This is a genomic window from Lactobacillus sp. A27 (genome assembly GCF_016742815.1).
Lineage (GTDB): Bacteria > Bacillota > Bacilli > Lactobacillales > Lactobacillaceae > Lactobacillus > Lactobacillus gallinarum.
The window spans coordinates 1-15932 of the sequence record NZ_JAEHNT010000015.1 but is presented as its reverse complement, the minus strand read 5'-3'; the positions used below and the strand labels follow the sequence as shown (position 1 = coordinate 15932).

Sequence of the window (15932 nt, the reverse complement as noted above, 5' to 3'; positions counted from 1 at the left end):
TATATGAACAATTCTATTGAAGACATGTCATTAGAAACTCGTAAAAACTACGACAAACTAATGCAATACCTTATGAATTACGCTATGTTTGATTGTCATATTGGTGTCGAATTTACTAATAGACTTCCAGCATATGCCCCTTCTGTCAGCTATAACGAACCTGGAAAGTTAATCATCATGAATGCCAATTGGCCATTTCCAACTCAAACGCCTTTTCTTCTAGCCCATGAGATAGGACATGTTCTGCACGAATACGAAGCATATTTCAATCTAAATGACGACACTAAACGCAGTGGCGAAGCACAAGAAAATGTTTTTGCTATTAAATTGCTGCAAAAATACTGCATTGAAAATGAATTTAATTTTAGTAGTATTTATCAGTTTGCTAGAAGTTTTGCCATTCCTCAGGAATGCTACTACCTGCTTGCTGACATTGCATAACATAGTCCATCACACCAGCGACTATAAACCTATGGCAAAAATATCTATTATGGAGGAATACAACATGACAGGATTTCGAAAACCTTCTGCGAAAAAGTCTTTTAGTGCTAGAACTACAGGCAGAATTAATCGCTCCGTAAAGCGCGCAACCAATCCGTTCTATGGCAAAAAAGGCGCTGGCTTTATAAAAGATCCGGAAAGAAGTATTAAAAATTCTATTTATCATAAAACTACAACTGGTGGATTAAGTTCCATTAAAAGTAGCAAAGCAGAACAGTCAGATGATCTATCAGCTGATGAATGGGTTAAAGTTATCCTATTTTTTATCGTTGTCTTTATAGTTGGTGGATTTATTGGAGTTACTTTCTTCTAAGCAAAATAAAAGCCGCCCGAAGGCGGCGGAAAGGATATAGATAATGAAACATAAATACTTGATGGTTGCTTTATCAGCTGTAATGCTGTCTGGTGGGATTGGCGCGGTAAGTACCTCGTCTGCTTCCGCCGCAGTTCATTCAATTAACTCTTCTTTCTGGAATAAGACTAGAAAAGTTAAGGTAACAAAAAAGACCACGTTTAGACGCTTTGATGCTTTAAAGCGTAGATATGTAAAAGGCCACAAAACATTTAAAAAAGGTAAAGTAATTAAAGTACGTGCCGCAGGAGAATTTAAAGGCTGGGTTTTGCCTGCAAAAGCTGGGAGCCGTTACTGGTATGTTAGCGAAAAGAAATCTAGTAACTGGATGAAAGAATACCATAAGCGTCATACAGTAAGTGAGTATACAGATGACTATCACGATCCTCATTGGAGTGGAAATACTTATACAGTAGATGATGGCTCAAAGATAACCGTTAATGGTCTTACTAAAATCAATAGAAATTTAGGTTTCACCAATGCCGGTTACCTTCTTTTAAATATTACGCTCAAATACAACAGCACTACTCCTCGTGTAGCTGATAATTATTTCAACAAAAACTTCTACCTTTATCCTGCAGGTAAATCATATAACGACTATCAAAGTGGAGACCGCACAATCATTGCAGCCGATCTCGAAAAATTGCCTCAATATCAAGACGCTATAAAAGCTGGTGGCAAAACTATTTCATATGGCCAAACAAGAACATTCATCGTTTCATTTTCATTAGATGATGCTTTCGTTAATGCTTCAAGTTTTACCATTGAAGACTTATACGGGCAAAAGAAGACCTTTACTAGTGAAAGCGTAAATATTTAGGGCAAACTAAAAAAGCCGCCCGAAGGCGGCAGAAAGGATGCGTATTATGAATGAAAATTTACCACGTCTACTCTACTTTGAGATAACAAATGGAAATGGTGACAGACGCTACACTTTACATCAAGGCGAAGCAGCTTTTATAAAAACAGCTATCTATATTTCTGATGAACTATTAATTTCACAGGCAAAGGATGGAGATTTTTTTATTCAATGGAATATTGGTAAGAGAGTTGAATATGATAATATCCCTATCCAAGAAATGATAAAAGAAGGCAAACATATATTAAATATTTATTTTGAACTCGATAATAGTTTCCAAGGCCCAATCAATATTAATTTGTCTTTAGGTGCAAAACACAGTGATATTCCACCTCAAGAGCAAATTGAGAAATTCTCATTCTTTAGAACTATTATCGAACGTAAACCTCAAAGTACTAATTCTCAAACTAATGAAAAAATAAAAAAGGAAGAACCATCACGGAAGGCTCTTCGATTTGATAATGAGGACTGGCTTGCTTCTCACTCACGAGATGAAATAAAGAAACATCAGGATAAAGAATTTAATGAAGAAAGGGATACAGATAAAAAAGATTAATCTTTTAAATTAGCAATAATAACAATAAATTTTTGCTGGAAATTTACATATTGCAATATGTCATATTTATTAGCTAAATTATCCTTTTGAATTTTTTGAGTTATTTCTTCAAAAGTTGGCTGCTTTCCCTCATCATAAGCAGGCTGAAAACTTATAGAATAATTGCTTTCTTTATCATTTGAAATTCCAACTCGCCATCCAAAGCCCAGCGGATGATGATCGAAATCATACAAATAAACTTTTTGCCACTGATTCTTATTAGTTTTTAATGAACTTTGCCAATTAGTAGCTGATCTCCTAAAAGACATATTATTTTTACCACGTACAAAATTAATTAAGTCATAGAATTTCTTGTTAATCCATTTTGAAGCTAGAAAAGATATGACTAATGAAATTAGTGCTGTTGAAACACAAGTAGCTATTAGTAATGGTATGCCCTTTAGATGAAAACCATACAGTAATTTCATTAGTAAATATAAGAAATAGTCAAACATAGTAAAGACAAGAGCTAATGCTTTTTCTCTATTGCTACCATTTTGAGTAGTATCTATTGCACTCAATTGTTCAGCAATTATGTAATTGATTATTCCAACACCACCGACAGTTAAAAGAGCTGCCATTATTTCATAAAAAGTTTTTGTCATTTGATCACCCGTTCGTATAATTAATTAATTTAATCATACCAGCAAATGATGCATCCCGCCAAATAAAAAAGAAGATACCTTTTACAGTACCTTCTTTAAACAAGCATCCCTTTGAGTTAAAGCTCTTGGGGCGCCCGCTCACTCATGTTTTTACACTCTCCTCATTTTAACGCAACAAGTTGCGTTGTCTTTCACTCGGAGGTGAAAAACATGAACGATATAAATCTTACATTAATCATATTACTTCTTTTGATTCATGAAATCAACAAGAAGTAATCTATCACGCGGGCGCCCCATGCGCGCTCGTGCCGAGCGCGCATCATTAAAAACAACAAAAAAGAGCCTGCCTACTCTTTCGAGTAAACAGGCTTATATTTTAAAGTTATTAGAACATTAGTTTCACTAGAAAGGAGGTGAAAATTATGCCTAGAAGAAAAGACCCAGAAATAACTCAATATACCCTACAAAATGGCCAAACTTACTTTAGGTTGAAAACTTATGTCGGTACTAATCCTGAAACTGGTAAACCAATTAAAGTAACTCGTAGTAAGTTAAAATCTCGTAAGGAAGCCGAATTGCTTAGAAATAAGCTTAAAGCTCAAGGTCCTGCAGCCGTAGCAAATAAGTTAGAAATCAGCAGTAAACGTAAAACGGTTGAAGAAGTTTACAGCATCTGGTTAGATAACATGAAACTTGAAGTTCGTGGCTCTACCCTCAGTCGGTTTAAGGACACATGGAGAAATCAGACACAGCCTGAATTTGGTAATAATTACATTGATGAGATTTCTCCTGATCATATCCAAAATTATGTAAACTCGCTTGCTTCTAAATATACTACTTACAAATCTATTGCTAATCAGTTACACAGGCTTATCAGATACGCTATTTTCCGTCACTGGTGCGAAAATGATCCCTTCGACTTTGTACTGATGCCTAAACGGTCAGCAAAGCAAAAACGGGACACATCACATAATTACTATGAGTTAGACGAATTAAAGCATTTTCTAGAAGTGGCAAAAGACTACAATCTGATGAAATATACTTTTTTCCTCACAGTAGCATCCCTAGGATGTAGACGTGGTGAAGCATTGGCACTTAAATGGTCCGATATTGACTTTGACCGAAAAACTGTCATGATCCAGCGGACTGTCGCAAAAGATTCCGACGGCAAAAAAACAATTGATGATGTAAAAAATGGTGTGCATCATATGGTCCCTATGTCTGATAACTTGTATCAAATCTTGCAAGAATATAAGCAAGACTGCAACGATAAAGAAATTAACTTTGAATGGGTGTTTCCTACTAAGTCAGGGAGCTTTAATTGGGCACAGCAGACCGATTTATGGATTAAATATCTTTATAAGTTTGACGAAAGGCGCTGCGAGAAATGGAACGAAGAACATCCTAATGATAAAAAGAAGCCCCTTCGCAAGATAACCCCTCATGGATTGCGTCATACCCTCGCCACACTGCTTTACGATGGCCATAGTAGAATTACACCTAAGGACGTTCAATACGTTTTAGGCCACAAGACATCTAAAACAGCAATGGAAATTTATACCCACGTAACCGAGAAACAGAAGAAGGATATTAAAGGATCAATCAATAATTTGAACTTTTAAAGTATGTTTTACGTAGATTTTACGTAAATTACGTAAATAAAAAGGCAAGAATAGCCAAATCCCTTGGTATTCCTGCGTCAGTTCAAATCTTATTTACCTTTGATATCATCGTCATTCATCTTAAGTACAGCCATAAAGGCGTCTTGTGGCACTTCTACCCTACCAACTGCCTTCATTCGTTTCTTACCACGCTTCTGTTTTTCCAAAAGCTTGGCACGACGGTCTGGGTCACCGGTATGGATCTTCCAAGTAACATCTTTACGATATGGCTTAATGGTTGCACGCGAAATAATCTTAGCACCAATCGCACCTTGAATATCAACTTCAAAGTTTTGACGTGGAATTAACTTCTTAAGCATAGAAGTCATTTGACGTGCACGGTCTTGTGCTTCAGATCTATGAGCAATGAAACTCAAAGCATCGATTGGCTCTTTATTAAGCAAGATATCAATCTTAACCAAATCAGTTGAACGATATCCGGTAATTTCATAGTCAAGAGAAGCATACCCCTTAGTTGAAGACTTCAAATCATCAAAGAAGTCAAAGATAATTTCAGCTAATGGCATATTGTAAATTACATTAACCCGATACTTATCAAGGTAGTCCATAGTAACAAATTCACCACGTTTGCGTTGGCACAATTCCATTACTGGGCCAACGAAATCATTCGGTACCATGATTTCTGCTTTAACATAAGGTTCTTGTACTTCTTGATATTCACCAGCATCTGGTAAATCAGATGGATTATCAATTACCTTAGTAGATCCATCATTCATAATTGCGTGGTAGTCAACACTTGGAGCAGTCATGATTAACCCTAGATCAAATTCTTGCTCAAGTCGTTCTTGCACAACATCCATATGAAGCAAACCTAAGAAACCACAACGGAATCCAAAACCTAAGGCAGTTGAAGTTTCAGGTTCAAATTCCAAAGCAGCATCATTTAACTGCAACTTTTGCAAAGCTTCCTTTAAATCATCGTAATCTCGGTTGTCAACTGGATACATACCGGAATAAACCATCGGTGGAATCTGACGATAACCTTCTAATGGTTCCTCAGTTGGATTAGTTGCATCAGTAATGGTATCACCAACACGAGTTTCACGAACTGATTTAATATTGGCAGTGATATAACCTACATCCCCAGCAATTAAAAGATCTTTCTTAACTGGATGAGGACTTGAAACACCTACTTCGGTTACTTCATATTCCTTTCCGGTGTTCATAATCTTAATTTTATCGCCAGGCTTAACTACACCGTCTTCAATTTTGACAGACATAACAACACCGCGATAATCATCGTACTTGGAGTCAAAAATCAAGGCTTTAAGTGGTGCTGTAATATTACCAGATGGAGCAGAAATATCCTTTACTACCTTTTCCAGCATATCTTCGATGCCTTGGCCTGTTTTACCTGAAACTTCGGCAGCTTCTGAAGCATCCAAGCCTAACATTTCTTCTATTTCTTCCTTAGTTTTAGGAATATCTGCTGAAGGTAAGTCAATCTTATTAATGACAGGCAAAATTTCCAAGTCATCATCAATAGCCAAATAAGTATTGGCTAAAGTCTGCGCTTGCACACCTTGAGAAGCATCAACAACCATTAAAGCACCTTCACAGGCTGCAAGTGATCTTGAGACTTCGTAAGAGAAGTCTACGTGCCCAGGTGTATCAATTAAGTGGAAAATATAATCTTCTCCATCCTTAGCATGATATTTAACTTCAACGGAGTTCATCTTAATAGTAATACCACGTTGACGTTCAAGTGGCATGTCATCAAGCATTTGATTTTTAAGTTGGCGCTGACTTACTGTATCAGTTAATTCTAGAATTCTATCAGCGATCGTAGATTTACCATGGTCAATATGGGCAACTATGGCAAAATTACGAATATGCTTTTGATAATCTTTTAATTTTTCTAAATCCATAAATTTATTCACCCTTTACTATCCTTAATATTATAGCAAAGGTCCTTAATCTTATAAAACGAATAGATATACAAAAATGACATTGCCTGATGCAATGTCATTTTTCTTAATCTTCACCACTTAATTTGTCTTTAAGTCGTTCAAAAAATCCTTTTTCTTTTGGTGTAATATCTCCGCCACCATCATGAACAAAGTCAGTCAAATCTTGCTTTTGCTTTTCATTGATATGCTTTGGAATCACGATATTAATTGTAATAATTTGATCACCATTACCATTTCCGCGAAGATATGGTACACCCTGTCCGCGAAGAGTAAACTTCTTATTTGGTTGAGTACCAGCTGGAATAGTTAATTTTTGATCACCATGGACAGTTTTAACAGTAATTTCATCACCTAATGTAGCTTGAGCAAATGAAATTGGAACATCAGTATAAATGTTTTGACCACGACGTTGGAAAATCTTAGATGGTTTAATACGGTAATTAATATACAAATCACCGTAAGGTCCGCCGTTTATACCAGCCTCACCTTGGCCTTGATAGCGAAGTTGTTGGCCATTATCAATACCTGCTGGAATATCAACTTCAATAGTATTCTTTCCTTGAACAGTACCTTTACCACCACAAGTCTTACATGGGTGTTCAATGATTACACCGCGACCATGACATTTATCACAGATGGTTTGACGACGAATCATCCCTAACATAGATTGCTGAGTAACAGTCATATAACCTGTACCGTGACATTTATCACAGGTAATTGGGTGAGTGCCTTTTTCACAACCATTGCCGCCACAAGTACCACAGGTTTCACTACGAGTATAGCTAACTTGCGTCTTCTTGCCTTTAATCGCATCCATAAAGTCAATAGTCAAAGTATAGTCTAAATCTTGACCACGTTGTGGAGCAGTCGGATCTACTCTTTGTTGTCTTCCTTGACCAAAGATATCACCAAAAATGTCGCCAAAATCACCAAATCCAGAAGTATCAAATCCAGCACCGCCAAAGCCTTGGCCAGCGCCACCAAAACCACCTTGGCCATTTACACCAGCGGAGCCAAATTGATCATATTGTGCACGCTTTTGCTTATCATGCAAAACTTCATAAGCTTCGTTAACTTGTTTATATTTTTCTTCAGCACCAGGTTCATGGTTCAAATCTGGGTGATATTTTTTAGCTAACTTTCTATATGCTTTACTAATTTCTTGGTCACTGGCGTTACGATCTACGCCAAGCACTTTATAATAATCTTCTTGTGCCATTAATTGAACTCCTTATATTTTCAAAAGAAAAGAACTACTCAATGGGTAGTTCTTTTCTCCTTTTGTTTAATTATAAACCCATTACTTGTTTGGATCTACCTTATGGAATTCACCATCTTGGGCACCACCATTGTTACCACCTTGTGGGCCATTTTGTGGACCTTGAGGACCGGCTTGTGGGCCAGCTTGACCTGCAGCACCTTGTGCTCCACCGTTTTGTTGGTAAAGCTTAACTGCTAAATCTTGTGCAGCCTTTGATAAAGCATCCTTCTTTTCCTTCATTTCGTCCAAGTTGTTGTCCTTTTGAGCCTTCTTCAAAGCTTCAAGAGCATCTTCAACTGGCTTACGGTCACTATCAGAAAGCTTATCCTTAGTGTCCTTCAAAGTCTTATCAGTAGTAAAGATTAATTGATCAACTTCATTTCTAAGATCAACTTCTTCTTTACGCTTCTTGTCTTCTTCAGCATGTTCTTCAGCGTCTTTTTGCATACGCTTGATTTCTTCATCTGACAAACCGGATGAACTCTTAATAGTAATCTTTTGTTCCTTACCAGTACCCATATCCTTAGCAGATACGTTTACGATACCGTTCTTATCGATATCGAAGGTAACTTGAATTTGTGGAACACCACGTGGTGCTGGTGGAATATCAGTTAATTCAAAGCGACCAAGGGTCTTATCATCTGCAGCCATTGGACGTTCACCTTGCAATACGTGGACATCTACTGCTGGTTGGTTATCTGCAGCAGTTGAGAAAATTTGACTCTTTGAAGTTGGGATAGTAGTGTTTCTGTCAATTAACTTAGTGAAGACACCACCCATGGTTTCAATACCAAGTGACAATGGAGTAACATCAAGCAAAACGATGTCCTTAACGTCACCTGAAATAACACCACCTTGGATAGCTGCACCTAAGGCAACAGCTTCGTCAGGGTTGATTGAGTGGTCAGGTTCTTTACCAGCCCATTCCTTAACGGCCTTTTGAACTGCAGGAATACGGGTTGAACCACCGTTTAAGATAACCTTATCGATATCGTTTACAGTTAAACCAGCATCCTTTAATGCATTGTCAAATGGTACTTTAGTCTTTTCAACTAAGTCACTAGTCAATTCGTCAAACTTAGCACGGGTAAGGTCAGCTTCAAGGTGTAATGGACCAGCTTCACCAGCAGAAATGAATGGAAGTGAAATGTGAGTTGAAGATACACCTGACAAGTCTTTCTTAGCCTTTTCAGCAGCATCCTTCAAACGTTGCATAGCCATCTTGTCCTTAGACAAGTCAACGCCATTTTCATCCTTAAAGTTCTTGATCAACCAATCCATGATACGGTTATCAAAGTCATCACCACCAAGGTGAGTATCACCGTTAGTTGATAATACTTGGAAGACACCGTCACCTAATTGAAGAACGGAAACATCGAAAGTACCACCACCAAGGTCGTAAACTAAGACCTTTTCATCTTGGTCTTTGTTTAAACCGAAGGCTAATGCTGAAGCAGTAGGTTCGTTGATAATTCTTTGTACATTCAACCCAGCGATCTTACCAGCATCCTTAGTAGCTTGACGTTGTGCATCGTTAAAGTAAGCAGGAACAGTGATAACTGCATCAGTTACCTTTTCACCTAAGTAATCTTCTGAGAACTTCTTGATGTATTGTAAAATAAATGCAGAAATTTCTTGTGGTGTGTATTCCTTGTCACCAACCTTAACCTTGTAATCTGCTTCACCCATGTGACGCTTAATTGAAACAATAGTGTTAGGGTTAGTAATAGCTTGACGCTTAGCTACTTCACCAACTTGAATTTCACCATCTTTAAAAGCTACTACAGATGGAGTAGTACGGTTACCTTCTGGGTTAGTAATAATCTTTGGTTCTTTACCTTCAAGAACTGCAACTGCTGAGTTAGTAGTTCCGAGGTCAATACCAATAACTTTTGACATGTATAAACTTCCTCTCCTATTGAGCAACTACAACCATTGCTGGTCTTAGTGTCCGATCTTTATATTGATATCCTTTTTGTAAAACCTGAACAACGTGATCTTTTTGATCATCATTTTCGGCTGCTACAGTTTGAACAGCTTGATGCAATGTCGGATCAAATTTTACGTCTTCAGCTTCAATCTCAACGATGCCATGTTCTTTCAATGCTTTAGTTAATGAATCAAGCGTCATCTTAACGCCCTTCTTCAGTTGCTTGGAAACATCATCATCGGCTTCTACGCTTAAAGCTCTCTCCAAATTGTCTACAGCAGGCAAAATATCTTTAGCTAAGCTTTGAGATTCATACTTAATAAGTTGAGCTCTTTCTTTTGAATAGCGATTTTGCATATTTTGAATTTCTGCTTCGCTACGAAGATACTTATCTTCAAGCTCCTTATTTTTATCTTTTAAATCAGCCAATTCTTTAGCTAATTTTTCATCATGTTTATCATTTTTTGCTTCCTTACCTTCAGTTGCCTTTTTCTTAACATCCTTAGGTGTTGAAGCATTTTCTTTTTCATCTAAATTCTTTTCACTAGGAAACTCTTCTTTACTCACGGCTAACCTCCTCTATTATTGAAATTTACCGTAATAATCAAGTAACTTCTTGGCTAATTCATTTCTGAAGTATTCTAGAAGCCCTATCATTTGAGAATACGGCATATTTGTTGGCCCAAGTAAAGCTATTGTTCCTTTACCATGGGAGCCGACACTATATTCAGCTGTCAGCAAACTATAATTTTTTAATAAATCATTCGGCAATTCAGATCCTAACTTTACCTTAACTGGGTATTTTTCAGTCTTAGGATCAGCCTTAATATTCATCAAATTAGAAAACAAATTATCTCGATCAATTAATTCATAGAGTGAACGTATATCATTTACATTATTCTCAGTTGTATTGTTCAATAGATTAATTTGTCCATCAACATACATCTGCTCACTAGCCGCATCTTTTAACACGTCTTCAACTAAGCTAAATAATTCGTTAGCATGATCACTACCTAATTCGTTTTTAGCAAGTTCACTTAGCAATGAAACATTAATTTCCTTTAAACTCTTGTCAACTAATTGGTCATTAATCATTCGAACCGCTTTTTCAATTTCTTCACCATGAATATTATGTGGTAAAGCATAAACTTGATTTTGGACATTGCCATCACTCGTCACTAGAATTGCCATCACTTGTCTAGAAGACAGGGGAACAATCCTAAAACCTGTAATTTTAACATCCCTACTCTCAGGTCCTTCAGCAAAAGCAGTGTAATTAGTTAAATCAGATAAAATGCGTGCTGCTTCTTGTACGATTTCATTCACCTGATGAAAAGGTCGATCTAATTGTGTCCCAATCGTGTTATAAACAGACTCTGGCAACTGAAGCGGTTCAACTAAATTATCAAGATAATAACGATATCCATCACTTGACGGAATTCTTCCGCTAGAAGAGTGTGTCTTCTCAATTAAGCCTTGATCTTCTAGGACCGCCATTTCATTTCGAATAGTAGCGCTTGATACTTTAATTGGTAACTGCTTCATCACCGTCTTAGAGCCAACAGGCTCATGCGTTTGTGTGAAGTCTGTAATAATTGTTTTTAAAATAAGCTCTTGACGCTCGGTCAACATAATAATCGCCCTCACTTTTAGCACTCGTAATTCTCAGGTGCTAACAATTAATATGATACTATAAATTAGCAGAAAAACAAGAGGAGTGCTAAAATTTCTTCAAATTATTTCAAAAAATAAAAACTGAAGAACTTAGTTCAAAATTGCTAAGTTCTTCAGCTTCTCGTTACGCATTACTTCGTGCTTCTTGTGCAAAATAATGTTCAATTTCTATTTGGTCTTTCTCTAATTGTTTTTTCAATTCTTCAAGGCCGCTAAATTTAATTTCGCCTCTAGTATATTTATACCATTTAATTTTTATTGGCTGATCATAAATATCCTGTTTAAAATTAAATATATATGATTCAATAAAAATTTGTTCAGGTTGGCCAATCGTTATATTATAACCGACACTAGTCATAGATTCATACCACTTTCCAGCTACCTGCGTTTTAGTGGCATATACTCCTATTTTGGGAATTACCTTATGACTAGCCCAAACTAAATTAGCTGTTGGGAAGCCTAATTTATGGCCATTTCTTTTACCATGACCAACGATCCCGCTCATCACATAATGGTGACCCATTAATTGAAAAGCTAATTCCATCTTACCTTCCCTAATTGCCTGTCTAATTTCAGTTGAACCTATTTTTTTACCATTAAAAATCTGCTTAGGCATAACGAAAATTTCAAATCTATCCTTCGCAAATTTTGGTAAATTCTTCATATTAGCAGTCTCTTTAGGACCATATGTATAATCAAATCCAGCTACTACTGTATCTGCATTGAGTTTAATTATTACATTATCTACAAAACTCTGTGCATCTATCTCGCTAAACTTTTTAGTAAATGGCATTACGGCTAGATAATCTACACCTAGTTCTGCCATTTTATCTGCCTTTTCATCTAAAGTTTCTAAATACTTAAAGTCTTTTTTGGCAGCATAAATTTCCTTCGGATGACGATCAAAAGTTAATACTACTAATGGTAATTTCTTTTGATCAGCTATTTTTTTGGCTTTATTGATTAAGCGTTGATGACCTAAATGAACGCCGTCAAAAAAACCTAAGGCTAGAATAGTTTTTGAAGATATGATATTTTCGCTAACTGGATAAGTTAAATGAATGATTTTCACAACTAATCCCTTCATTTCAGTTATTCATTTTGAATCAACATTAAACTTGGGCGATATAATTTTCCCTTATTCTCATAAATCGCCTTGACTTTTTTATTGTACCTTAATGCGACTTTTTTAGCATCTATTTCTAACGAAATACCTGCTCCATTTTTCACTTTAAGCCATTTTCCTTCACTTAGATCAATTTGAGGATAGTCTTTAAAGAAAGCGTCAATTGGTTGAATCAATTCTGCAGCTTTTTCAGGATTCTCTTCAATTTCACTTAACTTAACGGCCTGAGAAATATCAAAACCTGAGCTAGCTACTCTTCTTAAGTAAGTCATAACTGCTGGGCAATTCATTTTCTCGCCCAAATCATTTACTAAGGATCTAACATATGTACCTTTACTACATTTAATTTTAAAATCAAATTCTTCTTGTCCATCTTTTTCATTGAATGTAGGTTTATTGGTTAAATCATATTGTAAAATATCAACTTTACGTTTTGGTCGCTCTACCTCAATACCTTCTCTAGCATACTCATATAAATGCTTACCATTTACCTTTACGGCTGAGTAAATTGGTGGTACTTGTTCTATTTCCCCTAAAAACTCATTCATATGATTCTGAATATCTTCAGAAGTAAATGCCTTGGTTAACTTGGTCTTTTTCAAAACTGTGCCAGTTGAATCATAACTGTCAGTGGCATATCCAAAAAGACCACTACCAATATATTCTTTAGGTCTAGTATGCATAAGTTCAATCAGTTTAGTTGCTTGTCCAATTGCAATAGGTAATACACCTGTTACCTCGGGGTCAAGTGTACCCGCATGTCCAATTTTTCGGATATGCAGAGCTTTGCGTAAATGATAAACTACATCAGCACTAGTCATCCCTTTATCTTTATCGATAACTAAAATTCCATTTAACATAAATAATCCTTTTCTATCTAAACGAAAAAAGCGCCTAAACGGCGCTTTTTTTATTTACTTGCCCGTTCAGCATCTTGCTTTTTAACTTCTGCAATTAAACGGTCAATTTTACTACCATATTTTACTGAATTGTCTCGTTTAAAAATTAATTCAGGGACTTTATAAACGGTTAAAGTTTGTCCTAATAAGTGACGCATCATACCTTTAGCCTTTTCTAGTCCTTCTTGAACTTCTTTTTCCTTATCGGCATTTTCAGTTAAAAGACTATAGTAAACAGTTGCATATGAAAGATCATTCGTACATTCCACTGCAGTGATAGTTACTTCACTCAAACGAGGATCACGAATATTCTTTTGTAAAATTTTGGTTAATTCACGAAGAATTTCTCCTTCAACACGACCAATTCTATGCTTCATGTTTGCCTCCTAAAAATTATTACTTAGGTTCAACTTGTTGCATTTCGTAAACTTCGAATTCGTCGCCGACTTTAATATCGTTGTAGTCTTTGATAGTTAAACCACAATCGTTACCTTGCTTAACTTCTTTGGCATCATCTTTAAATCTCTTAAGTGAAGCAATTTCACCATCGTATTTAACAATACCATCACGAATAACTCTAATTTTGGCGTTATTCTTAACCAATCCCTTATCAACAAAGGAACCAGCAATAGTACCAACCTTAGATACTTTCCAAGTTTCACGAACAGTAAGGTTACCGATAACCTTTTCTTCGTAAGTTGGTTCAAGCATACCCTTCATGGCTGCAGTCACATCATCAATTGCCTTGTAGATGATACTGTACAAACGAATGTCGACGCCTTCAGTTTCAGCTTGACTCTTAGCAGTTGCAGTTGGACGAACATTAAATCCAATGATAAATGCATTAGAAGCACCGGCTAAGGTTACGTCTGACTCATTAATAGCACCTACACCTGAGTGAATGATGTTAACACGAACGCCTTCAACTTCAATCTTTTCAAGAGATTGTTGCAAAGCTTCAACAGAACCTTGAACATCAGCCTTCAAGACAATGTCAACTTCCTTCATATTCTCCTTCTTCATAGTATCGAAGAGGTTATCGAGAGTGACATGTTGAACATTTTCACGAGACTTTTGCAAAGCTTGTTGTGCTCTAGCTTCACCAACTGAACGTGCTGTCTTTTCATCCTTAAATTCAACTAATTTATCAGCTGATTCTGGAACGTCATTCAAACCAGTAATTTCAACTGGTTCAGATGGAGTAGCCTTTTTAACTTGACGACCACGATCGTTAGTCATAGTACGAACACGGCCAAAAGTATCACCAACAACAATTGGATCACCAACATTTAAAGTACCTTGTTGAATCAAAACGTCGGCTACTGGTCCACGACCACGTGATAAGCGAGCTTCAATTACAGTACCAATTGCCATTTCTGTTGGGTTAGCCTTAAGTTCCATCACATCAGCTTGAAGCAAGATCATTTGTAATAAATCATCAACATTTTGACCAGTCTTAGCTGAGATATTTACAAAGATGGTGTCACCACCGTAATCTTCAGGAATTAAATTATATTTCATCAATTCTTCAGTTACGTGTTGTGGGTTAGCACCTGGCTTATCCATCTTGTTAATTGCTACAATAATTGGAACATTGGCGCTCTTAGCGTGGTCAATAGCTTCAACAGTCTGTGGCATAACACCATCATCGGCTGCAACAACTAAGACAACAATATCAGTAATTTCAGCACCACGTGCACGCATGTTTGAGAAGGCTGCGTGTCCAGGAGTATCTAGGAAAGTAATCAAGCGGTCATCAAGACGAACTTGGTAAGCACCGATCTTCTGGGTAATACCACCAGCTTCATGAGCTGAAACATGGGTATGACGCAAACGGTCAAGCAAAGTAGTTTTACCATGGTCAACGTGCCCCATAATAGTAACTACAGGTGGACGCTTAACTTGATTCTTAGACTTCTTAGAAGCTTCCATTCTCTTGTCATAAAGAGTATCAATATCAGAAATATCTTCATGAACCTTTTGCTTAGCATTAATACCGTATTCAGCTGCTAATAATTCGATGGTATCCTTATCCAAAGATTGGTTTTGGTTAGTCATCACACCAAGCATGAATAATTTCTTAACAATTTCAGCTGGTTCACGGTGAATCAACTTACCAATGTCTTGAGCGTTCATACCTTCTTCATATATTAAAGTTTCTGGTAATGGACGTTCCTTACGCTTAGTAGGTTGCTTCTTTGGCTTTTGTTCTTGTTGACGTTTCTTATTCTTACGACGTTTTCTTTCTGAACGATCAGAATGTTCATTATGATTATTAAAGAATTGGTTCTTACCTTTACGTCCTGGCTTACCCATATTCTTACCGCGACCATTGCCACGTTTTTCATCTTTAGGAGGCTCAGGAATAGAAACCTTCACTGCAGGCTTATCATTTGTTGAAGGTTGATTCTTCTTCAAACGTGCTGGAGATGGTTTCAAAATCTTTGGACCAATAACTTTTTTCTCTACTGATTCTGACTTCTTAGTATTGTTTTCTTTGTTAGTTTTCTTCTTATTATTCACTGGTTGTTCTTTTTT

General features: G+C 36.6%; 15 protein-coding genes. 5 read left to right on the top strand and 10 right to left on the bottom strand.

What is annotated here, in order from left to right; translation table 11 throughout:
* The first annotated feature begins 3 nt into the window (after nt 1-3).
* The 4 genes from JEM49_RS02710 (at nt 4) to JEM49_RS02695 (ending at nt 2268) form a co-directional block, all read left to right on the top strand.
* Nucleotides 4-441: an ImmA/IrrE family metallo-endopeptidase gene (locus JEM49_RS02710; protein WP_201873524.1), complete on the top strand. Its 438-nt coding sequence runs from the start codon at nt 4-6 to the stop codon at nt 439-441.
* A gap of 64 nt (nt 442-505) precedes the next feature.
* Nucleotides 506-814 carry a hypothetical protein gene (locus JEM49_RS02705; RefSeq protein WP_242509736.1) on the top strand — a complete coding sequence of 103 codons (309 nt, stop codon included), beginning with the start codon at nt 506-508 and terminating at the stop codon, nt 812-814.
* Nucleotides 815-857: 43 nt separating this feature from the next.
* Complete coding sequence (locus tag JEM49_RS02700; RefSeq protein ID WP_201873518.1) at nt 858-1673, top strand: hypothetical protein; 816 nt, start codon at nt 858-860, stop codon at nt 1671-1673.
* A 46-nt stretch (nt 1674-1719) separates the two neighbouring features.
* Nucleotides 1720-2268, top strand: a complete 549-nt coding sequence (locus tag JEM49_RS02695) for a hypothetical protein (protein WP_201873516.1) — start codon at nt 1720-1722, stop codon at nt 2266-2268.
* On the opposite strand, the gene JEM49_RS02690 is transcribed toward JEM49_RS02695, so the two are convergent.
* Nucleotides 2265-2912 carry a hypothetical protein gene (locus tag JEM49_RS02690; protein WP_201873515.1) on the bottom strand — a complete coding sequence of 216 codons (648 nt, stop codon included), beginning with the start codon at nt 2910-2912 and terminating at the stop codon, nt 2265-2267. The genes JEM49_RS02695 and JEM49_RS02690 overlap by 4 nt on opposite strands.
* A 422-nt stretch (nt 2913-3334) precedes the next feature.
* Between JEM49_RS02690 and JEM49_RS02685 the strand changes: the two genes are divergently transcribed.
* A complete protein-coding gene (locus JEM49_RS02685) occupies nt 3335-4534 on the top strand; it encodes a tyrosine-type recombinase/integrase (protein WP_201873514.1) in 1200 nt (399 codons plus the stop codon).
* An 89-nt stretch (nt 4535-4623) separates the two neighbouring features.
* On the opposite strand, the gene lepA is transcribed toward JEM49_RS02685, so the two are convergent.
* The 9 genes from lepA to infB form a co-directional block, all read right to left on the bottom strand.
* Complete coding sequence (lepA, locus tag JEM49_RS02680; protein WP_201873513.1) at nt 4624-6462, bottom strand: translation elongation factor 4; 1839 nt, start codon at nt 6460-6462, stop codon at nt 4624-4626.
* Nucleotides 6463-6568: 106 nt separating this feature from the next.
* Nucleotides 6569-7723: a molecular chaperone DnaJ gene (gene dnaJ, locus JEM49_RS02675; protein WP_025005946.1), complete on the bottom strand. Its 1155-nt coding sequence runs from the start codon at nt 7721-7723 to the stop codon at nt 6569-6571.
* 81 nt (nt 7724-7804) lie between these two features.
* A complete protein-coding gene (gene dnaK, locus JEM49_RS02670) occupies nt 7805-9664 on the bottom strand; it encodes a molecular chaperone DnaK (RefSeq protein ID WP_087176039.1) in 1860 nt (619 codons plus the stop codon).
* Between the two features lie 16 nt (nt 9665-9680).
* Entirely contained in the window at nt 9681-10262 is a 582-nt protein-coding gene (gene grpE, locus JEM49_RS02665) for a nucleotide exchange factor GrpE (protein ID WP_025005945.1), read from the bottom strand.
* 15 nt (nt 10263-10277) lie between these two features.
* Nucleotides 10278-11327: a heat-inducible transcriptional repressor HrcA gene (gene hrcA / locus JEM49_RS02660; protein WP_191451246.1), complete on the bottom strand. Its 1050-nt coding sequence runs from the start codon at nt 11325-11327 to the stop codon at nt 10278-10280.
* Nucleotides 11328-11493: 166 nt separating this feature from the next.
* The gene (gene ribF, locus JEM49_RS02655) at nt 11494-12456 is read right to left on the bottom strand and encodes a riboflavin biosynthesis protein RibF (protein ID WP_201873506.1); all 963 of its coding nucleotides are present in this window, start codon (nt 12454-12456) and stop codon (nt 11494-11496) included.
* A gap of 5 nt (nt 12457-12461) precedes the next feature.
* Nucleotides 12462-13355: a tRNA pseudouridine(55) synthase TruB gene (truB, locus tag JEM49_RS02650; RefSeq protein WP_201873505.1), complete on the bottom strand. Its 894-nt coding sequence runs from the start codon at nt 13353-13355 to the stop codon at nt 12462-12464.
* 50 nt (nt 13356-13405) lie between these two features.
* On the bottom strand, nt 13406-13771 hold the full coding sequence (locus JEM49_RS02645; protein WP_025005941.1) for a ribosome-binding factor A: 366 nt from the start codon (nt 13769-13771) through the stop codon (nt 13406-13408).
* Nucleotides 13772-13790: 19 nt separating this feature from the next.
* A partial coding sequence (gene infB / locus JEM49_RS02640) for a translation initiation factor IF-2 (protein WP_201873504.1) occupies nt 13791-15932 on the bottom strand: 2142 nt, incomplete at its 5' end.